At 58.7% G+C, this 19,205-nt stretch carries 18 protein-coding genes; 12 read left to right on the top strand and 6 right to left on the bottom strand.

The window, feature by feature from the left end:
* Positions 1-104 precede the first annotated feature (104 nt).
* The 6 genes from ACR0KJ_RS11555 to ACR0KJ_RS11530 are packed head-to-tail and all read left to right on the top strand — an operon-like array spanning position 105 to position 6,610.
* The gene (locus ACR0KJ_RS11555; protein WP_170522986.1) at positions 105-1,067 is read left to right on the top strand and encodes a cytochrome ubiquinol oxidase subunit II; all 963 of its coding nucleotides are present in this window, start codon (positions 105-107) and stop codon (positions 1,065-1,067) included.
* Entirely contained in the window at positions 1,064-3,151 is a 2,088-nt protein-coding gene (locus tag ACR0KJ_RS11550; RefSeq protein WP_480626740.1) for a cbb3-type cytochrome c oxidase subunit I, read from the top strand. Before ACR0KJ_RS11555 ends, ACR0KJ_RS11550 begins: the two co-directional genes overlap by 4 nt.
* Positions 3,148-3,780 (top strand): cytochrome c oxidase subunit 3, encoded by a 633-nt coding sequence (locus ACR0KJ_RS11545; RefSeq protein WP_480626739.1) that lies wholly within the window; start codon positions 3,148-3,150, stop codon positions 3,778-3,780. The genes ACR0KJ_RS11550 and ACR0KJ_RS11545 overlap by 4 nt, the downstream gene beginning before the upstream one ends.
* Positions 3,773-4,099 carry a cytochrome o ubiquinol oxidase subunit IV gene (locus tag ACR0KJ_RS11540; protein ID WP_480584532.1) on the top strand — a complete coding sequence of 109 codons (327 nt, stop codon included), beginning with the start codon at positions 3,773-3,775 and terminating at the stop codon, positions 4,097-4,099. Before ACR0KJ_RS11545 ends, ACR0KJ_RS11540 begins: the two co-directional genes overlap by 8 nt.
* Positions 4,100-4,112: 13 nt before the next feature.
* On the top strand, positions 4,113-5,090 hold the full coding sequence (locus ACR0KJ_RS11535) for an HlyD family secretion protein (protein WP_170522980.1): 978 nt from the start codon (positions 4,113-4,115) through the stop codon (positions 5,088-5,090).
* Positions 5,087-6,610: a DHA2 family efflux MFS transporter permease subunit gene (locus ACR0KJ_RS11530; RefSeq protein WP_480626738.1), complete on the top strand. Its 1,524-nt coding sequence runs from the start codon at positions 5,087-5,089 to the stop codon at positions 6,608-6,610. Before ACR0KJ_RS11535 ends, ACR0KJ_RS11530 begins: the two co-directional genes overlap by 4 nt.
* Here the strand turns inward: ACR0KJ_RS11530 and ACR0KJ_RS11525 are convergent.
* Together ACR0KJ_RS11525 and ACR0KJ_RS11520 are read right to left on the bottom strand one after the other, a co-directional pair.
* Positions 6,607-6,969, bottom strand: coding sequence for a FluC/FEX family fluoride channel (locus tag ACR0KJ_RS11525; protein WP_170453726.1), 363 nt, complete (start codon positions 6,967-6,969; stop codon positions 6,607-6,609). The two genes, ACR0KJ_RS11530 and ACR0KJ_RS11525, sit on opposite strands and share 4 nt — an antisense overlap.
* The gene (locus ACR0KJ_RS11520; RefSeq protein ID WP_480626737.1) at positions 6,966-7,379 is read right to left on the bottom strand and encodes a fluoride efflux transporter FluC; all 414 of its coding nucleotides are present in this window, start codon (positions 7,377-7,379) and stop codon (positions 6,966-6,968) included. The genes ACR0KJ_RS11525 and ACR0KJ_RS11520 overlap by 4 nt, the downstream gene beginning before the upstream one ends.
* A gap of 220 nt (positions 7,380-7,599) precedes the next feature.
* Between ACR0KJ_RS11520 and ACR0KJ_RS11515 the strand changes: the two genes are divergently transcribed.
* Positions 7,600-9,180 carry an FMN-binding glutamate synthase family protein gene (locus tag ACR0KJ_RS11515; protein WP_480626736.1) on the top strand — a complete coding sequence of 527 codons (1,581 nt, stop codon included), beginning with the start codon at positions 7,600-7,602 and terminating at the stop codon, positions 9,178-9,180.
* A gap of 5 nt (positions 9,181-9,185) precedes the next feature.
* Here the strand turns inward: ACR0KJ_RS11515 and ACR0KJ_RS11510 are convergent, their stop codons facing one another.
* From ACR0KJ_RS11510 to ACR0KJ_RS11495, 4 genes are read right to left on the bottom strand one after another with little or no spacing between them, the layout of a single operon-like run.
* The gene (locus ACR0KJ_RS11510; protein WP_170453728.1) at positions 9,186-9,842 is read right to left on the bottom strand and encodes an ABC-type transport auxiliary lipoprotein family protein; all 657 of its coding nucleotides are present in this window, start codon (positions 9,840-9,842) and stop codon (positions 9,186-9,188) included.
* Positions 9,839-11,155 (bottom strand): MlaD family protein, encoded by a 1,317-nt coding sequence (locus ACR0KJ_RS11505; RefSeq protein ID WP_170522967.1) that lies wholly within the window; start codon positions 11,153-11,155, stop codon positions 9,839-9,841. The genes ACR0KJ_RS11510 and ACR0KJ_RS11505 overlap by 4 nt, the downstream gene beginning before the upstream one ends.
* 5 nt (positions 11,156-11,160) lie before the next feature.
* Positions 11,161-11,976 (bottom strand): ABC transporter ATP-binding protein, encoded by an 816-nt coding sequence (locus ACR0KJ_RS11500; RefSeq protein ID WP_480626735.1) that lies wholly within the window; start codon positions 11,974-11,976, stop codon positions 11,161-11,163.
* A gap of 1 nt (position 11,977) precedes the next feature.
* The gene (locus tag ACR0KJ_RS11495) at positions 11,978-13,102 is read right to left on the bottom strand and encodes an ABC transporter permease (protein WP_480584543.1); all 1,125 of its coding nucleotides are present in this window, start codon (positions 13,100-13,102) and stop codon (positions 11,978-11,980) included.
* Positions 13,103-13,309: 207 nt separating this feature from the next.
* Here ACR0KJ_RS11495 and ACR0KJ_RS11490 point away from each other — a divergent pair, with 207 nt between their 5' ends.
* From ACR0KJ_RS11490 to aspT, 5 genes are all read left to right on the top strand, one after another.
* Positions 13,310-13,714, top strand: coding sequence for an SxtJ family membrane protein (locus ACR0KJ_RS11490; RefSeq protein ID WP_170522958.1), 405 nt, complete (start codon positions 13,310-13,312; stop codon positions 13,712-13,714).
* A gap of 17 nt (positions 13,715-13,731) precedes the next feature.
* A complete protein-coding gene (locus ACR0KJ_RS11485; protein WP_480626734.1) occupies positions 13,732-13,881 on the top strand; it encodes a DUF5989 family protein in 150 nt (49 codons plus the stop codon).
* Between the two features lie 4 nt (positions 13,882-13,885).
* Positions 13,886-15,721: a carbamoyltransferase family protein gene (locus ACR0KJ_RS11480; RefSeq protein WP_480626733.1), complete on the top strand. Its 1,836-nt coding sequence runs from the start codon at positions 13,886-13,888 to the stop codon at positions 15,719-15,721.
* A gap of 72 nt (positions 15,722-15,793) precedes the next feature.
* On the top strand, positions 15,794-17,326 hold the full coding sequence (locus tag ACR0KJ_RS11475; protein ID WP_480626732.1) for an alkaline phosphatase family protein: 1,533 nt from the start codon (positions 15,794-15,796) through the stop codon (positions 17,324-17,326).
* Between the two features lie 192 nt (positions 17,327-17,518).
* Positions 17,519-19,204 carry an aspartate-alanine antiporter gene (gene aspT / locus ACR0KJ_RS11470; protein WP_170453736.1) on the top strand — a complete coding sequence of 562 codons (1,686 nt, stop codon included), beginning with the start codon at positions 17,519-17,521 and terminating at the stop codon, positions 19,202-19,204.
* The last annotated feature ends 1 nt before the right edge of the window (position 19,205 follow it).

Raw genomic sequence — 19,205 nt, 5'->3', positions numbered from 1 at the left:
CTCTTCCAATAGACGAATCCTCTGCGTTCTCGAAAAAACCTTGAGAATTGTCCTGCACTTGCCGATAGTTGACGCTAATCGGGGGCCACAGAGGACAGGCAGGTATGAGTACCATCAGAATGCCCCTCGGGTCGGTTTTGGCGCTGATCGCGGTGGCTATGCTGGTTGCCTCGGCCCAGATGGCGGGTGCCAGCGACAGTTTCATGGACCCTCAGGGCCCTATTGCGGCCGTTCAGAAAACACACCTGTTGCGGGCGACGGTGCTGATCCTTGTGGCGGTTGTGCCTGTTCTGGTGCTGGTCCCTCTGATTGCGCTGCGCTATCGCCGCCGAAAGGGTGGCACTGCGGCTTACAGCCCGAATTGGGACTTTTCCGCCCGGCTTGAGATGCTGATGTGGGGTATCCCGGTGGTGATCGTGGCGATCCTGTCCTTCTATCTGTGGAAGGCGACCCACAGGCTGGATCCCTATGCTGCACCTTTTGGCGATGAGCCCGCCGTGCAGGTTCAGGTTGTGGGTCTGGATTGGAAATGGTTGTTCATCTACCCCGAACTGGGCATCGCCAGCGTGGGCGAACTGGGCATTCCTGTCAAACAGCAGATCGCCATGACGCTGACCACGGATACCGTGATGCAATCCTTCATGATCCCGGCGCTTGCGGGGCAGATCTATGCGATGCCGGGCATGACAACTCAGCTACATTTGGTGGCAGACCGGCCCGAGACGATGCAAGGCGAGAACACGCAGTATAACGGGCGCGGCTTCACCAAGCAGAAATTCGAAACGCTTGCCATGCAGCCTGACGAATTCGAGACATGGGTCGAAAGCGTCCGGCAAAATGGCATCGTGTTGGATCAGGCGACCTATCAGACCCTCGCCATGCGCACAGATCGGGATGAGGTACAGGCGACGCTTGGAACTGCGCAAATGCCTGAAAACGCGCTGTATTTCCGACTGGACGATGGCGATCTGTTTCAGACGATCCTGCATCGCTATCACTCGGGACAGGCTTTGCCATTGGATCAACAACCGGGAACAACCGCTTACGGGCAGGAGGTCGGGCAATGACATCAGAGTCCGGCTTTTTCGGTCGCCTTAGTTGGGACGCATTGCCCATCACGGGCCTGATCCAGAACCCGAACGCAAATGAGATCGTCGCCAATGCCGCCGCAGCGGTGGTTATCGTTGGCGCGGTTGCGGTGGTTGCCCTGCTGTCATGGTTCCGCCTGTGGGGTCCACTCTGGCGCGATTGGCTGACCAGCGCTGACCACAAGAAAATCGGCATCATGTATATCGTCTTTGCTATCGTGATGCTGGCAAGGGGCGTGCTGGAAGGCGTTGTCATGCGCGCGCAACAGGCCGCAGGACCGGGTGAGGGGTTCCTTGAGGCCGAACATTTTGCCGAATTGTTCAGCACCCATGGCACGATCATGATCTTCTTCGTGGCCGTGCCGTTTGTGTTTGGTATCGCCAACTATGTCGTCCCGCTGATGATCGGCGCGCGGGATGTGGCCTTCCCGGTGATGAATCAGATCAGCCTCGGCCTGACCGTTTCAGCAGGGATGATGCTGATGGTGTCGCTGGTTGTGGGCCATTTCTCGACCGGAGGTTGGACGGCCTATCCGCCCTATACAGGGGCCGCGTTTAATCCCGGCGTTGGGCCGGATTACTGGATCTGGGCCATTGTCGTCTCAGGGATAGGAACCACGCTGACCGGGATCAACTTTGCCGTCACGATCTACAAGCTGCGTGCACCGGGCATGACCTTCATGCGGCTGCCGATGTATTGCTGGACGATCATCTGCAGCTCGATCCTGATCGTCTTTGCCATGCCGCCTTTGGGTGTTGCGGCGCTGTTACTGGCCGCTGACCGCTATCTGGATTTCCACTTTTTCACCAATGACCTTGGCGGCAACATGATGAACTACGCCAACCTGTTCTGGCTGTTCGGCCATCCCGAGGTCTATCTGCTGGTCCTGCCCGCCTATGGCATCTACTCCGAGATCTTCGCGACCTTCTCGGCCAAACGACTTTATGGCTACACCTCGCTGGTTATCGCCACTATGTCGATTGCTGTGCTGTCCTTCACCGTCTGGTTGCATCACTTTTTTACCATGGGCCAAAGCGCGCTGATCAACGCCGTCTTTGGCATCGCAACCATGCTGATCGCCATCCCGACCGGCGTAAAGGTTTATGACTGGATGGCAACCCTGTGGCGTGGGCGGATCCGTTTCTCGGTGCCGATGCTGTATGGGCTGTCGTTTTTGATGCTGTTTGTGATCGGCGGGCTCAGCGGCGTGATCCTGGCAAACCCGACTGTCGACTACCAGGTGCATAACACCTTGTTTCTGGTGGCTCATTTCCACAACGTGCTGCTGCCAGGCGTTTTGTTCGGTTTGCTGGCTGCCTACAATTATTGGTTCCCCAAGGCCTTCGGGTTTCGCCTGCATGAAGGTTGGGGCAGGGTGACCGTTGCGCTTTGGACCATTGGGTTCATGCTGACCTTCCTGCCGCTCTATTTTGTGGGCCTGATGGGCATGCCGCGCCGGTCTTACAGTTGGGAGGACCCGAGTTTTCATCCTTACATGATCGTGGCCGTCATCGGCGCGTTGGTGATTACCGCAGCGCTGCTGTCGGTTCTGGTCCAGCTTTGGATCAGCATCCGCGACCGGGATAAGACCCGCGTGCCTGTAGGGGACCCATGGGATGGGCGCACTCTGGAATGGTCGATCCCGGCGCCGCCGCCGCCCTATAATTTTGCCATCATCCCGCAGGTGACGGACCGGGATAACTTTGCCATCGCCAAGGAACGCGGAGCAGCTTATCCCAAGCCGGACGCCTATGAAGACATCGAAATGCCGCGCAACACAGGCATCGGCTTTATCCTCTGCGTAGCTAGTGGCATCTGGATGTTCGCCTTGGTCTGGTGGATCTGGTGGCTGGCCGCGCTGATGACCGTTGCGATGATCCTGGCCTTCATCCTCTGGACTTTCGACACCAGCACCGAGATCACCATTCCAGCCGAAGAGGTGCGTAAAGAGCATGAGGCCTGGTTGGCGCTGGTCCACAGCGAAGCCGCCGTGGACCGTGACCATGAGACCGCGCCGGAAAACCGCGGCCTCGCGCGTCCTGATATGGAGGCGGTGACATGAAGCGCGCGCCAACTCATAGCTATCCGGGGATCAACCTCGGCGACCGCCACGCCAGCGCCCACAAGGCGTCCGAGGTCGTAACCTTCGGCTTCTGGGTCTTTTTGATGAGCGATCTGCTCTATTTCGGCCTGATGTTCGCCATTTACATCACCATGATCGACGCGCAGGCAGGCGGGCCGGGACCGCACGAACTGTTCGATCTGACCAGCATCTTCGCCCAGACCATGATCCTGTTGACCAGCAGCCTGACCGTTGGTTTGGCAATGCTGGCCCTGAAATACAACCTGCCCCGGCCAAGGATCATTCTGTGGTTCGGCGTGACGCTGCTGTTGGGCATCAGCTTCCTTGTTCTGGAAATCCGGGACTTTATGGCAATGGCCGAAAAGGGCGGCATCCCGCAGCGCAGTGGGTTCTTGTCGGCCTTCTACGGTCTGGTTCCATTGCATGGCCTTCACGTGGCCGCCGGATGCGTGTGGCTGGTCGTGCTGGGCATCCAGTTGCGCGTGATGGGCATGACCGATCTGGTGATCTCGCGCGTGGTGCGGCTGGCGCTGTTCTGGCACTTCCTCGACCTGATCTGGATCGGCATCATCACAATCGTCTATTTCGGAGGGCTGACTTATGGATAAACGCTCTGAAATGCACCGGCGCGAGCGGCGGCGTTATGTGATTGGCTATGGCGGGTCACTGCTGCTGACGTTTGCGATGTTCGGCGTGGCCTATCGCTGGGGGATCGAAACGACCGGAGTGTATCTGACCATTGGTCTGCTGGGGCTGGCCCAGCTTATTTTCCAACTTGTCTACTTCCTGCATATCGACCGCCGTCGCAGCAGCCGAGAGGATCTGGATCTGATCCTGTTCTCAACCCTTGTTCTGCTGATCATCATCCTGGGCACAGTCTGGATTTTGGGCAATCTGGCGATCCGTATGCATGTGCACCCGATGTAAGAAGGTCTGAGTTATGAAGTCGCTGAAGCTGGTCGCAATTCTTGTCATGCTTGCCGCGATTGGTGCGGGGCTGTTCCTGTTCTGGCGACATGAAGAGAGGTATCCGTCCACGCAAGACGCCTATGTCGGCGCGAATATCATCTACATCGCGCCGCAGGTGACCGGGCAGGTGGCCAAGGTACATGTTGACGAAAACCAAGCGGTCAAAAGCGGCGATCTGCTGTTCACCATAGATGACACGCAGTTCAAGGCGTCGGTGGATCAGTCCAAGGCCAATCTGGACAGCGCCGAGCAGCAGGCCAAATCATACGCAACTCAGATTGCGGCCGCCGAGGCATCGGTCGCAAGCGCGCAATCCGCTTATGACACAGCGCAAAAGGCGCTGGAACGCGCCAAGGTTCTGTTCTCGACAGGGGATGTGGCGCAGTCTTCGCTGGATCAGACAACCTCGGATTTCGCGCAGGCTTCGGCACAGTTGACCAGCAGCCAGTCCAGCCTTTTGGCCTTGCAAAGCGGGCTGGCGGCGAAGCAGGACGATATACTGTCAGCACGCGCCCAGCTGGAAATCGACAAGGCCAATCTGGCCTGGACCAAAGTCTTTGCTTCCGCCGATGGCTGGATTGCCAACCTGACCCTGCGGCCCGGATCGTCGGTGTCTGCCAATGCGCCGCAGTTTTCCATCGTCGAATCCGCCGACTGGTGGGTCGATGCGAATTTCAAGGAAACCGCGCTGCCGCGCATTCGTCCCGGTCAGCCGGTGACGGTTCAGATCGACATGCTGCCGGGAGTGACTTTGACGGGCAAAGTCGCCTCGATCGGGCGCGGGTCGGGGGATACATTCTCATTGCTGCCCTCCGAGAATTCCAGCGGCAACTGGGTCAAGGTCACTCGGCGCTTCCCCGTTCGGATCGAGCTTGATCCGACCGATGCGCCCCTAAGAGTGGGGGGCAGCAGCAAGGTGGTCGTGGACACGACAGCAGCAACGCAATGACCGGCGTGACAAGCAGCCACGTCAATCCGGTGATCGTGGTTGCTGTGGTCTGCAGTGCCATTCTGGAAGTGCTGGACAGCACAATCGTCAACGTGGCCCTGCCGCATATTCAGGCCGCATTCGGAGCCACAACCGATCAGGCCACGTGGATCCTGACCAGCTATATCGTGTCGGCCGTGGTGGTGATGCCGCTGACCGGTTTCGTCGCGCGCCGGGTTGGACGACGCCGCTTGATCCTGACCGCCGTGACCGGCTTTGCCTGCATGTCGATCATGTGCGGCCTGTCCTGGAGCCTTGAGACCATCGTGTTCTTCCGACTGGCACAAGGCATGTTCGGGGCCTTCCTGATCCCCCTTTCGCAATCCATCCTGTTCGACGCGTTCCCGCGCGAAAAACGGGGCGAGGCGATGGCAGTGTTCGGTCTCGGCGTGGTTGTGGCCCCGGTTCTGGGCCCAACGGTGGGTGCGATCCTGACCGAGTATTTCTCGTGGCGGATGGTCTTTTTCGTAAACCTGCCCATTGCGGCCATGGCGCTGCTGTTGCTGGCCGGAGAGCTGCCGAAGGACGAGACCGAAGAGGTGAAGATCGATTGGCAGGGCCTTGCGCTTCTGGCCCTTGGCATCGGGTGCCTGCAATTCATTCTGGATCAGGGTGAAACCAAGGACTGGCTGTCCTCGCGCATTATTCAGGTTGCGCTTGTTGCGTCGGTTCTGGGCGCGCTGGGGTTGATCGTACATTGCCTGACAGCAAAAACTCCGGTTGTTGATCTGCGCCTTTTCGCGGACCGCAACTTTGCCCTGTGTAATCTGGTGATCGTGGGGTTTGCGGTGTCGCTCTATGGCGGCATCGCCATTTTACCGACCTTTGTGCAGACGCTTCTGGACTATCCGGTCATCGAATCCGGCCACCTGTTCATCCCGCGTGGTCTTGCGGCCGGCGTGTCCATGGTCGCAACCGGGGCCGTGCTGGTGAAACGGTTTGACCCCCGTGTGCTGGCCGGGGTCGGAATGACGCTGACCGCCATCAGCAATTTCATGATGGGGATGCTGAACTTGAATGCAGGGTACTGGGAACTGGCCATTCCCGGCATCATCAGCGGTCTGGGTATGGGGCTTGTCTTTGTCCCGATGTCCATTCTGGCTTTCGAGAGCATCAGCAAAACGCGGCAGGAAGAGGCCTCGGGCCTGTTCAACGTCACCCGTCAGTTGGGCTCATCGGTTGGTATTTCACTGGTCGGGACATGGGTCGTGCGGGGATTGCAGACCAATACCGCGGTGCTGAGCCAGAACGTCACGCCCTATAACCCGGCGGCACAGGCTTATTTGGCGCCCTTGGGGCTGACACCGGACAGTGCCCAAGGCGCGGCCGTTCTGGGGCAAGAGATTGCGCGGCAGGCCGAGATGATCTCGTATCTGACCGTGTTCAACAATCTGGGGCTGCTGGCACTGGCGACTTTGCCGCTGTTGTTCTTTTGCCGGGCCCCGAAGCCGGGCACAACGGCTCAGGTGCATGCCCACTAGCGGGTGAGTACCAACCCCAGCCACAAGGCACCCCAGCACAGAATAAGGCTGACCATGATATTGCCTGCGGCCAGTGCCAAAGTGCGCTCGCGGCGCAATTCCAGCGTTTGATAGGCAAAGCTGGAAAACGTCGTGAACCCGCCGCAAAAGCCGAAAACCAAGCGTTTCTGTTCTTCCCCCATCTCGACCGGACCGCCCAGATAGCCGATCCACAGACCCAGCAGCAGACTGCCCAGAACATTCACGATCAGCGTAGACAGGGGCAGGGCATGGGTGACCCGTAGTGCCAGCCAATGGCGCAGAACCGCACCAAGCCCGCCGCCAAAGCCGAACATCGCATGAAGGTACAGGTCAGTCATTGCCGCCCACCTATTGCATGAAACCGCCGCCCCAATGCCTCACCCACAAGAGCCGCCGTCAGACCAAACGCGATCTCAAGCGCCGCAGCAGCGGGGGCCGTCCAAAGCGCGGTTTGGGCCAGCCGGTCAAGTTCTGCCACGAATGAGGAAAACGTCGACAGCCCGCCGCAGAACCCGACGGCCCCCAGGTGCAGAACATGCGCGTGGACCCGGTGCCGGATGGCGTACAGCCAGCCCAGCACAAAACACGCGAAGATGTTGATGCCAAAGGTTGCGGTCAGGATAGGCACGCCGGGAATTTCCAGCGCAAACAGTTCGCGCAGAAGCGACCCAAGCGCCCCGCCCACGAATACGGACAGGAACATCAGGACACGCCCATGTTTCGCAGTCTTGCCGTTTGGTCCCGCCACCCGTCCCGCCTATTGCTGTCGCCTGACCGGCATACTGTGTGAGAACTGCGGGATCAATCAAACCTGTAACGTGGTTTCACATTCCCGACCGGTTTGTTTCCGCGACACCTAAGGGCTTGCAATCAAAAGCCAAGATGTTTCACTTTGGCTTCAATTCCTTCGGTCTAAATCATATGGGTTCAGACCGCCCCCACCAACAACCCACCCAAGGAGATCAGGAATGGTTGTACGCAGGCTCTATTATTTTCTGAGTTTCGTCTGTCTGCCCTTGGTGGCGGTTTTGGGCTTTTTCTGGTCCCCGGCGCATTGGCTTCTGGTCATTTTGATCCCGTACGCTGTGATCGGGATGTACGACATGCTGACCACCAAGCATAACGTGCTGAACAACTATCCGGTGCTGGGGCATTTTCGGTACATGCTGGAATTCGTCAGCCCCGAGATCCGGCAATATTTTGTGGAAACCAACGAAAGCGGGCGGCCCTATAACCGGATCATTCGCAGCCTTGTCTATTCTCGCGCGAAGGGTCAGGTCGATACGCAGGCGTTTGGTACCCAATATGACATCCTGACTGTGGGCTACCATCGGGCCAACCACTCGCTTGCGCCCAAGGATGTGCATGAAAGCGAAGAAAGGGTGATGCTGGGCGGGCCGCAATGCGACAAACCCTATGACGCGTCGCGCCTGAATGTGTCGGCCATGAGCTTTGGCGCGCTCAGCGCCAATGCGATCCGCGCCCTGAACGGCGGGGCGAAGGATGGCGGGTTTGCACATAACACGGGCGAAGGTGGGCTGTCGCCGCATCATCTGGCCGAAGGTGGCGATATCATCTGGCAGATCGGCACCGGCTATTTCGGCTGTCGCACGCCCGAGGGTGGGTTTGACAAGGACAAGTTCGCGGAGAAAGCCAAGAAGGACGTCGTCAAAGCGATTGAAATCAAGCTCTCGCAAGGGGCAAAGCCTTCGCATGGCGGGGTGCTTCCGGCCGCGAAGGTCGACAAGGAAATCGCCGAGATCCGGGGCGTGCCCGAACATCAGGATGTGATCTCACCCCCCGTTCATTCCGCTTTCGACGGCCCCACCGGGTTGATCGAATTCGTACAGCATCTGCGCGAGATGTCGGGGGGCAAGCCGATCGGCTTCAAACTGTGCATCGGCAACCCGTCCGAGTTCATGGCGATCTGCAAGGCCATGCTGGAAACCGGAATTCTGCCCGATTTCATCACCATTGACGGCTCGGAAGGCGGAACCGGGGCTGCGCCGGTTGAATTTACCAACCGTCTGGGAATGCCGCTGAACGAGGCGTTGATCTTCGTGAACAACTGCCTGCGCGGTGCCGGGCTGCGTGACAAGATTCGGATCATATGCTCGGGCAAAGTGGCCACCGGTTACGACATGGTCGAAAAATTCGCCCTTGGCGCGGATATGTGTAATGCCGCGCGCGCGATGATGTTTGCGGTGGGCTGCATACAGGCGCTGCACTGCAACACCAACCGCTGCCCCTCGGGCGTGGCCACACAGGACCCAATCCGGGGTCGCGCAGTGAATGTTCCGCAAAAACGCCAGCGGGTGCATCGCTATCATGATGCCACCTTGGAAAGCTTCCGCGAGTTGCTGGGCGCGATGGGGAAACAGACCGTGTCCGAACTGACGCTCGCTGATATCCGCCGCCGTACAGCGGACGAGCGGGAGTATTCTTACGCCGAACTATACACGCTGGTCGATGAAGGCGCGTTTCTGTCCGACACGATTCCGCCCGAATATGCAGCGGATTGGAAGCGCGCGTCAGCCGCGCAGTTCTGACGGCGTCAGTTGACGGTCGAACGGGGGTTATTGGCAGCGTGCGTATTGATCCGGCGCACGCTCCATTCCACCGCGTCCCGCATGGTTCGCCCCAACGCGACGTCGAAGGCATTGACCAGATCGGGCGTCTGATCGCTGGCGGCCACCACGTTTTCCTGAAACGAGCTTGAGGCAATGATCTTGTCTTCATATTCATCGATGATCTTGATGTTCATACGGACTTCGATGCGGACGGTTTTGCCGTTTTCGGTCTCGGACACCACGATGCCCTGAAATTCGCGCAGATCCGGCGCGATGACGTAATCGGCGCGAAGACCCACGGTTGAACGACCAACAGCCGCAACCTTGCCTGAATTCTCATAGCTTTCGACCAGCAGCGCCTGCACGATCAGCGGGGCCCGATCCACCCATCGCGCGCGCGGCAGGTATTGAACCTGCAAAGGGGTCGGTTGCACCGCGATCTGATCGGTGTTCACAGCCGCCGTTGCGGTGGGTTCTTCAACCACGATCTGCTTTTGGATACGCGGCAGCGAGGATGCAAACGTGCTTTTAGGTGTCAAAAGATACAGGTCGTTCGGTTTTGAGGCCTGCTGCAACGTGCCCAAACCGGCGCAGCCGCCCAGTATCACAGCCACCAGGGATAGAATAAGGGGCCTTATCATTGACGGAACTCCGATGCTTGGGTGCCCAGTAAAAAGCGTGCCGGGTCGCGTTCGACCTTGTCGACCAGGCGATCAAGGCTGATGACCAGACGCTGGGATTCTTCAATAAACCGAATGAACTGCGGTAATCCGACCCTCAGGAAATCAGACACCTGACGCCGATTGTCCTGCACCACCCCGTCGATGGTGCCCAGCAGTTCTTTCGCGGAATTCGACGCGCTGAGCACGTCGTCAGAGATCTTGTCGATCTTGTCGGTAATGCCTGCGACGGTCTCGGTCACCTGATTGGCGGCCCGGCGAATATCCTGCGCCACCGGGGCGACGTCGGTCTCGATCACCTGATTGGCCGAGTCAAAGGCCCGCTCTGCCGAGGCCAGCGCCCCCTTGGCCGAGTCCATGGTCGAGGTGATCGATCCAAGCGTCGTGTTGGCGTTCAGAACGGTCTCGGTGATCACGCTGAGGGATGCGCCAGCCTCCTGCGACAACCGGGTGAGGTTCTCGGCCAGATCCGAGCCGCGTTCGATGAACGGGCGAATATCCTGTTCGATTACGCGGTTGGTCGTCGTCAGGGTCACCTTGGCCTCATCCAGCGCCTCTTTTGCGGTGTCGGAAGCGGTTTTGATCGACTTCAATGTGTCCGTTCCGGTTTCAAGGGTGGATTCAGCGGAACTGATCAACGGGTCCAGCTTTTTGGTGAAGACCCCGATATCCTGCGCCGCATTGCCGATATTGGCCGAGACGGATTCGAAATCCGAAAGCGTCTTGTCCAGCCGACCAGTGGCCGAGGCGAGGTTGTCCAGAATGTCGGATACGGCCTTCCGGTTCTTCTCATCCACGACCGAGTTCAGCTCCTGTAGCAAGGTCACGGCCTCGTCCAGCACTTTGGGCGCGCCTTCAAACAGGGACTGGATGGTGCTGCGTTTGCTTTTGATCACGCTGTCTTGCGGCAAACGCGCTGCCGAGGTGGAGCCGCCCGTGAGCTCAACATAGCCCACCCCGGTCACCCCCAGCGATTGCAACTGCGCAATGGTTTCTTCGGTGACCGGAATATCGGCGTCCACCTCGATGCGCACACGAACCTTCGACGGATCGTCTTCATCCAGATTCAACGAAATCACCTGCCCGACCGGCAGACCGTTATAGCTGACGCCGCCCGCCGCCGACAGGCCCGAGACATTGTCGAACAGCACATCGTAATAGGCGTATTGGCGGGTCACTTCGAATTTGGCAAGCCACAGGAAGAAGCCGAACGCCCCCAGAATGCCCGCAAGGGTGAACGCGCCGATCAGAATGTAATTCGCCCGGGTTTCCATCGCCTCTACCTGTCCTGCCCTTTGTCCTGCGCCGCGCGGGCGCGGGAACCTGTGAAGTATTCCTGCACCCAAGGATGATCGACCTTGGTCATCTCTTCAATCGGACCTTCGACCAGCACGCGCTTTTCTGCAAGCACGGCGACCCGGTCGCAGATGGCATAAAGGCTGTCCAGATCGTGCGTGACCATAAAGACGGTCAGTCCCAGCGCCTGCTGCAACTCGCGGATCAGGGCATCATAAGCAGCCGCACCGATGGGATCCAACCCGGCGGTGGGTTCGTCCAGAAACACGATCTCGGGGTCCAGCGACAGCGCCCGCGCCAGCGCGGCCCGTTTGCGCATACCGCCCGACAGTTCCGACGGGAACTTGCCACAGCTCAGCTGGGGCAGTCCGACCAGGCTGATTTTCAATGCGCCCAGCGACTCCATCAACCGTTCGCTGATACCGGTATGTTCGCGCAGCGGGGCCATGACGTTTTGCAGCACAGTCAGCGAAGAAAACAGCGCGCCATCCTGAAAGGCGACACCCCAGTGGCGTTCAATGCGGCGGCGATCTTCTTCGGGGCCGTTCAGAACATCGACGCCCAGAACCTCGATACTGCCCGCCGCAGGTGTGTTGAGCCCAACAATCGTGCGCAACAGTACCGATTTACCGGTGCCCGAGCCGCCGACGATGCCCAGAACCTCACCCCGCCAGACATCCAGATTCAGGTCGTCATGTACCACTTGCGGCCCGAACTGATTGCGCAGCCCACGCACACGGATCACCGCCTCGCGCTGTGCGTCCACCGGGGTTGTCTGATGCTGCACGGTGCCGTCCATGTCAGATCCCCAGCTCTGAGAAGAAGATCGAAAACAGCGCGTCGATCGCGATCACCATGAAAATCGACTGCACCACCGAGGCGGTGGTGCGTTGCCCGACGCTTTGCGCCGAGCCCTTGACCTGCATGGCCTGCCAGCACGCGATGACCCCGATGACCAGCGCAAAGAACGGGGCCTTGATCAAGCCAACGGCCAGTTGCCAGACATCGGTGCTTTCGTTCAGGCGCGTGATGAACATGCCGGGGCTGATGCCCAGATCGATCCAACTCATCAACGCGCCGCCGAACAGCCCGGCCATATCGGCGACAAAGCCGAGAATTGGCAACATGATCAGCAGGGCCAGAACACGTGGCACCACCAGAACCTCGATCGGGTCCAGACCCAGCGTGCGCATGGCGTCAATCTCCTCCTGCACCTTCATCGACCCGATTGAGGCGGTAAAGGCCGAGCCTGACCGGCCCGCGACAATGATCGCGGTCAGCAAAATCCCCAACTCGCGCAGAACCGAGATTGAGATCAGTTCGACCACAAAAATCTCGGCCCCGAACTGTTTCAGCTGCGTGGCCCCCTGAAAGGCCAGAACAACGCCGATCAGAAACCCCATCAGCGCCACGATGGGCAGGGCCTTGAACCCGGTTTCTTCCATATGCGTGAACAGGGCCGCCCGCCGCAACCGCCATGGCATTGCAATCGTGCGGGCCAGCCGGTGCAGGGTCAGACCCAGAAACCCGAGGATCGACAGCGTATCCTTCCATGCCCCGAAGGTGCTGCGACCAACGCTCTCGACCCAATCGGCGAAGGTCCTGGGTTTGGCCAGCCGCCCCGGCTTGTCGGGGATGTTGTGCGATACGGTATCGATCAAAGCGGCATGTGCCGGTTTCAACCCCAGAAACTGAAGCTGCGCACCATTGGCCGTGAACCGCCGCGACAGGTCCGCCACCAACCACGCCCCGCCGGTATCCAACGCCTCGATTTCCGACAGGTCCACGGTCACGTCGCCGCCAACTGGCTGAACCGCGGCGAAGTCGCGTTCGACCGTTTCCAAGGACTGCGTCAACAGCGCGCCCGAAATGCGCACATGTGTGCCGGTGCTTTCGCGCTCAGAGGTGATCTTGGGCGGCGTCATGAGGACATGTGACGGAAAACGCCCACGGGCTGCAACGGCTTTGTGCGCTTTCGCGGGGATTTGGGGGATCAGAATGGCCTGGGTGTGACACTGCTTGGCGTCAGAGGGCAGATTCCCGGTCGCATTGTGACCCAATTCACTTGTTTCAACCGAAGGTAATGCTACCTTATTACATGTGGTTGAGTTTTAGTTGTTTGGTTGTGTGTCATGTCTGACCATCACGCGAATGTTGATGTCGAAATCGGGTCCGAGCGCGGGTTCGGATTTGTCTTCACAGCGGTTTTTCTGATCATTGCCCTGTGGCCTGTATTTGGCGGCGGGTCCCCGCGTTGGATATTGCTTGCGATTGCAGCGATCATCCTTGCGCTGACCTTTCTTGCCCCGCAGGTTTTGGCCAAACCGAACCGGCTTTGGTTCAAGTTTGGTATGCTGTTGGGAGCCATTGTCGCGCCCGTCGTGATGTTTCTGGTCTTCATCACCACCTTTGTGCCGTTTGGCCTTGTGGCGCGTTTGTTGGGCAAAGACCTTTTGTCCGAAAGGCTAGACAGCAGTGCAGAAAGCTATTGGGTTGTCCGCAAGGACCAGCCTGGCAGCATGAAACAACAGTTTTAAAGAAGGGAGTACCAGACGTGACATTCGTTTCCGAGCTCTGGTCGTTTTTGAGGGTCAGAAAGAAGTTTTGGCTGCTGCCCATCTTTGTGATGCTGGCTGTATTCGGTGGGCTGATCGTCCTTAGCCAAGGTTCGGCCCTTGCGCCGTTCGTCTACACGCTGTTCTGATCTTATGACGTACATTTTGGGCATTTCCGCGCTGTATCACGACAGCGCCGCAGCATTGTTGCGCGACGGCCAGATCGTGGCCGCCGCACAGGAAGAGCGGTTTACCCGCAAAAAACACGACCCCGGATTTCCGGAAAAGGCGATCCAATACGTGCTGGCCGAATCAGGCATCACATTGGTGGACGTGGACAATGTCGTGTTCTACGATAAACCGTTTCTGAAATTCGAACGTTTGATCGAAACTTACATTGCGGTCGCGCCGCGCGGGTTCAATTCGTTCCGAATGGCCATGCCGGTCTGGTTGCGCGAAAAGCTTTTTCTGAAGGATTTGCTGAACAAACAGCTTCGCAAAATCGATCCCGGTTTTACCGTCGATAAGATCCTGTTCTCGGAACATCATGTCAGCCACGCCGCCAGCGCGTTTTACCCCTCACCCTTTGAAGAGGCGATTGTGCTGACGGTGGATGGTGTGGGTGAGTGGGCCACGACCACGGTTGGTATCGGGCGTGGCAATGAGCTGACGATGGTCAAGGAACTGCATTTCCCGCATTCGCTGGGTCTGCTTTATTCCGCGTTTACCTATTACACCGGGTTCAAGGTCAATTCAGGCGAATACAAGGTCATGGGTCTGGCCCCGTACGGAGTGCCGAAATACAAGGATCTGATCCTCGAACATCTGGTTGATTTGAAAGAGGACGGCTCGTTCCGGCTCAACCAGATGTATTTCAATTACACGGCTGGTTTGACCATGACCAGCAAGGCGCTTGAGGATTTGTTTGGCCAGCCGGTGCGCAAGCCCGAAACCGATCAATTGACGCAGTTCCATATGGATATCGCGGCATCCGTGCAGGCCGTGACCGAAGAGATCATGCTGCGTATCACCCGCGATCTGGCGCGCGAACACGGCATCCGAAATCTGTGCATGGCGGGCGGTGTGGCTCTGAACTGCGTGGCAAACGGCAAGATTTTGCGGGACGGCGCGTTTGACAACGTCTGGGTTCAGCCTGCCGCCGGGGACGCAGGCGGGGCACTAGGGGCCGCCTGTGCTGCGTGGCATCAGGAATTGGGGAACCCACGACAGGTCACCTCGGGCGATCAGATGCAGGGGGCCTATCTGGGCCCACGTTTCGAAGATGATGAGATTGCCGAAGAACTGACCCGTGCCGGGGCCAAATTCACCATCCACGAAAACGGTGAACTGGTTGACCAGACTGCGCAGGCACTGGCGGACGGAAAAGCGGTCGGATGGTTTCAGGGGCGGATGGAGTTCGGGCCACGCGCCTTGGGCGCACGCTCGATCCTGGGGGATCCACGATCCGAGTCGATGCAGAAAACCCTGAACCTGAAGGTCAAATACCGCGAAAGCTTCCGCCCCTTCGCGCCGTCTGTTCTGCGCGAGGACGTCGCGGATTGGTTCGAGCTGGACGGCGACAGCCCCTATATGCTGATCGTGGCTGATGTTCAGGAAAAAATCCGCCGCCAGATGACGGATGAGGAAAACGATCTGTTTGGCATCGACAAGCTGAACGTCAAACGATCCGAGATTCCGGCCGTGACCCATGTGGATTACTCTGCCCGCATTCAGACCGTGCATCAGGACACGAACCCGGCCTATCACGCGCTGATTTCCAAGTTCAAAGACCTGACCGGGTGCTCTTTGGTCGTAAACACCTCGTTCAACGTGCGGGGCGAGCCGATTGTCTGCACCCCGACCGATGCGTTCCGTTGCTTCATGGGTACGGATATCGAGGTTCTGTCGATCGGCAACTGCCTGTTGCGCAAGGAAGATCAGGACCCGGCGCTGAGGGAAAATTACGAGACCAAGTACGAGCTCGACTAAGTTCTTGCGAGGTCAGCCGTTCCGGGACACAGTCCGCACCAGAAACTCGGGTGCGGAATCGAGGTGCGCGACATGGGTCAGGCTGGGAAAGTTCTGTTCATCATCATCGACCAGCTTCGGGCAGATTGCCTGTTCGGAGCGTTGGCGGATCACGTAAACCTGCCAAATCTGCGATCCTTCATGGCCGAGGCGGTGACGTTCAAACGGCACTATTCGGTGACCAACCCCTGTGGCCCGTCACGCGCATCGCTGTTGACCGGGCAATATGCGATGAACCACCGCTCGGTCCGTAACGGTACGCCGCTGCGCCACGATATTCCCAATATCGCGACCGAAATGCGCAAGGCTGGCTATTTGCCGATGCTGTTCGGCTATACCGACACCCCGGCAGACCCGCGTGCCTACGACCCGAATGATCCGATCCTGCGGACCTATGAACAGTCGATGGAAGGCTTCCTTGAAGTTGTCGAGATGCGGTTGGAGGAATCCTATCCCTGGCGCGCGCATCTGATGAAAAAGGGCTATGCGTTCGACAGCTATATGGACGTCTACAAGCCGGTTTCGCTGTCGGGTGGGCCGCCCAAACTAAATGACCCGGCGATGTATCGGGCCGAGGACAGTGACACGGCCTTTCTGACCGACGCGTTTCTTGAAGGTATCGCGTCGCATCACGATCAGAACTGGTTTGCCCATCTGACCTATATCCGCCCGCATCCTCCGCTGGTGGCCCCAGCGCCGTACAACACCATGTATGACCCGGACAGCGTGCCTTTGCCTGACCGGCTGGCCACGCCCGAAGACGAGAAAGCCCAGCACCCGTTCTTCGGCCCCAAGCTGGAGGTCTACACCGAAAAAGAGTTCGTGCACGGTTTTGATACAGTCGAGCCCACGGATAAGAACATCCGCACCCTGCGGTCGATCTATTTCGGACTGGCGACCGAGGTGGATCACCACATTGGCCGCGTGGTCCAGTACCTCAAAGATAGCGGACAATATGACGACACTCTGATCGTACTAACTGCGGATCATGGCGAGATGCTGGGCGACCGGCACAGCTGGGGCAAAATGACGGTCTACGACGCGGCCTATCACACACCGCTGATGATCCGGACGCCCGGAAATCAGGCGCGGGCGGGGGCTGAGGTGACGGTTCCCACTGAATCCATCGACATCACGCCGACCATTCTGCAATGGGTCGGGCAATCCGCCCCGAATGAGATGGACGGTCGGTCCCTGATACCCTTATTGCAGGGCAATGTGCCCGACGATTGGCGAAACTATTCCTTCAGCGAGCTTGATTTTTCCGAGCCAGAGAACCCGACCCTTTGGCAACAGCGCTTGGGGACGGGCAACAGCGATTCATGTCTGGGCATCCTGCGCGATGATCGCTTCACGTTGATTGAGTTTGCAGCCGACCTGCCGCCGATCCTGTTCGACCATCACGGCAAGGGTGAGTTCGAGAACGTCGCCGGTGACACGGCCTATGCAGATGATCTTGCCCGGTTGTGTCGGCAGATGCTGCGGCATCGGATGCGGAACATGGATCACACCCTTTCGCTGCATTCCATCACGCATGAGGGCGCAAGGTCCCGTAATAGGTACTAAGCCTCGGAGTTCGGAAAAATCCTAGACAAATTCATATCTTACGATATCGTCGCCTTGACTTGATGCATTTGATTTCTTTTCCGCCAGGCAGCGTGACGGTTTGATTGGTTGATTGTCCTGTGTGAAGGCCTGCGGCTTCTCATATGAACGGTATCCCGGCCTCTGGGGTGACGTGGTTACAGGAGATGGGCGATGATCGACTGGTTTGTGAATGTGTTGCGCAGCTACCCCGAACTGGCGGTGTTTCTGTCCATCGGCATCGGGTTTCTGGTTGGTCCATGGAAGCTGTTCGGGTTCAGTCTGGGCACCGTAACCGCAACTCTGCTTGCAGCCGTCGTGATCGGGCAGGTGCATATCGAGGTCGACTCGGCCGTCAAATCCACTTTCTTCATCATGTTTATCTTTGCCGTCGGATACGGCGTCGGGCCGCAGTTCATCCGAGGGCTCAAGGCCGATGGCGCGCGCGAGGTTCTGTTTGCGCTCAGCGTGCTGGCCCTGTGCCTGATCGTCCCGGTTGTGGCGGCCAAGATCGCAGGGCTGGAACTGGGTTTTGCCGCCGGTCTCTATGCCGGTTCCCAGACAATCTCGGCTGCGATTGGGGTGGCGACGGATCAGATCAATCAACTGGGTCTGTCGTCTGAACAGGCGCAAACCTATGCCAACCAGATCCCCATTGCCTATGCGGTCACCTATATCTACGGCACCATCGGCTCGGCCATCATTCTGGCCAAGATCGGGCCGCGTCTGATCGGCGTTGATCTGGTCGCCGCCTGCAAGGAGTACGAGGCCAAGCTGGGTGGTGGTGCGGCAGTGGACACAGGCGAGGGGATCGTTTCAGGCTATCGCGCCATCGAATCCCGCGCCTTCGTGATCCCCGAGGGCAGCGATCTTCTGGGGCAACCCGTCAAAGACCTTATGCCCGGCGTCCGCATCTATGCCGAGCGGATCAAACGTGGCGACCAGATCGTCGAGGTCGAAGATGATACGATCCTGCAGGCCGGAGACACGGTCATGTTCTCGGGCCGGCGGGCTGACCTTGTGGGATTGCTCGAAGCCAAGCTGAAAGAGGCTGACGCGCCGGAACTGCTGAGTATCCCGTCCGAAAAGCTGGATGTTCTGATCACCAACAAAGAGGTGCACGGAAAAACGCTGGAGGAGTTGGGCAAGCTGTCCATGGCGCGCGGCGTCTATGTCTCGAAGCTGATGCGCAACATGGTTGAATTGCCTCTGTTACCGGGCACCGTGCTGCATCGCGGTGACATTCTGACGGTGCTGGGCAGCAAACGTCATGTCGAGGCTGTGATAGCCGAAATCGGCTATGCTGACCGGCCCGTAGATACAACTGATCTGGCCTTTGTCGGCTGGGGCATTTTCCTCGGTGGGTTGGTCGGGACGCTGGCCATCACGATGGGCGGGTTTCCGATCAGCCTGTCGACCACGGGCGGCGCATTGCTGTCAGGTCTCTTGCTGGGTTGGTTGCGTACGGTGCATCCCACATTTGGGCGCATTCCCGGCCCGTCATTGTGGTTGATGAATACACTCGGCCTGAATGTCTTTATTGCCGTGATCGGAATCACCGCCGGGCCGGGCTTTATCGCCGGGCTGCAACAGGCGGGTATTGCCTTGCTGCTGTGGGGGATCGTGGCGACGTCCTTGCCGATGATCTTCTCGGTCTATGTGGGACACTATGTCTTCAAGTTTCACCCGGCCATCCTGTTCGGGGCCTGCGCCGGTGCGCGTACCACCACGGCGGCGCTGGGGATGATACAGGAAGCGGCCCAAAGCCGAATTCCCGCGCTGGGATACGGGATGCCCTATGCCATCGGAAACACGCTGCTGACCATCTTTGGCATGGTCGTTGTTTTGATCCTCAGCTGAT

It is taken from the genome of Ruegeria sp. AD6 (genome assembly GCF_056542325.1).
This window is presented reverse-complemented; position numbering and strand designations above follow the sequence as displayed.

Bases quoted from the DNA above. Each gene is read 5' to 3' on its own strand.
- ACR0KJ_RS11555 (WP_170522986.1), top strand. From the start codon at position 105: ATGAGTACCATCAGAATGCCCCTCGGGTCGGTTTTGGCGCTGATCGCG.
- ACR0KJ_RS11550 (WP_480626740.1), top strand. From the start codon at position 1,064: ATGACATCAGAGTCCGGCTTTTTCGGTCGCCTTAGTTGGGACGCATTG.
- ACR0KJ_RS11545 (WP_480626739.1), top strand. From the start codon at position 3,148: ATGAAGCGCGCGCCAACTCATAGCTATCCGGGGATCAACCTCGGCGAC.
- ACR0KJ_RS11540 (WP_480584532.1), top strand. From the start codon at position 3,773: ATGGATAAACGCTCTGAAATGCACCGGCGCGAGCGGCGGCGTTATGTG.
- ACR0KJ_RS11535 (WP_170522980.1), top strand. From the start codon at position 4,113: ATGAAGTCGCTGAAGCTGGTCGCAATTCTTGTCATGCTTGCCGCGATT.
- ACR0KJ_RS11530 (WP_480626738.1), top strand. From the start codon at position 5,087: ATGACCGGCGTGACAAGCAGCCACGTCAATCCGGTGATCGTGGTTGCT.
- ACR0KJ_RS11525 (WP_170453726.1), bottom strand. From the start codon at position 6,969: ATGACTGACCTGTACCTTCATGCGATGTTCGGCTTTGGCGGCGGGCTT.
- ACR0KJ_RS11515 (WP_480626736.1), top strand. From the start codon at position 7,600: ATGGTTGTACGCAGGCTCTATTATTTTCTGAGTTTCGTCTGTCTGCCC.
- ACR0KJ_RS11510 (WP_170453728.1), bottom strand. From the start codon at position 9,842: ATGATAAGGCCCCTTATTCTATCCCTGGTGGCTGTGATACTGGGCGGC.
- ACR0KJ_RS11505 (WP_170522967.1), bottom strand. From the start codon at position 11,155: ATGGAAACCCGGGCGAATTACATTCTGATCGGCGCGTTCACCCTTGCG.
- ACR0KJ_RS11500 (WP_480626735.1), bottom strand. From the start codon at position 11,976: ATGGACGGCACCGTGCAGCATCAGACAACCCCGGTGGACGCACAGCGC.
- ACR0KJ_RS11495 (WP_480584543.1), bottom strand. From the start codon at position 13,102: ATGACGCCGCCCAAGATCACCTCTGAGCGCGAAAGCACCGGCACACAT.
- ACR0KJ_RS11490 (WP_170522958.1), top strand. From the start codon at position 13,310: ATGTCTGACCATCACGCGAATGTTGATGTCGAAATCGGGTCCGAGCGC.
- ACR0KJ_RS11480 (WP_480626733.1), top strand. From the start codon at position 13,886: ATGACGTACATTTTGGGCATTTCCGCGCTGTATCACGACAGCGCCGCA.
- ACR0KJ_RS11475 (WP_480626732.1), top strand. From the start codon at position 15,794: ATGGGTCAGGCTGGGAAAGTTCTGTTCATCATCATCGACCAGCTTCGG.
- aspT (WP_170453736.1), top strand. From the start codon at position 17,519: ATGATCGACTGGTTTGTGAATGTGTTGCGCAGCTACCCCGAACTGGCG.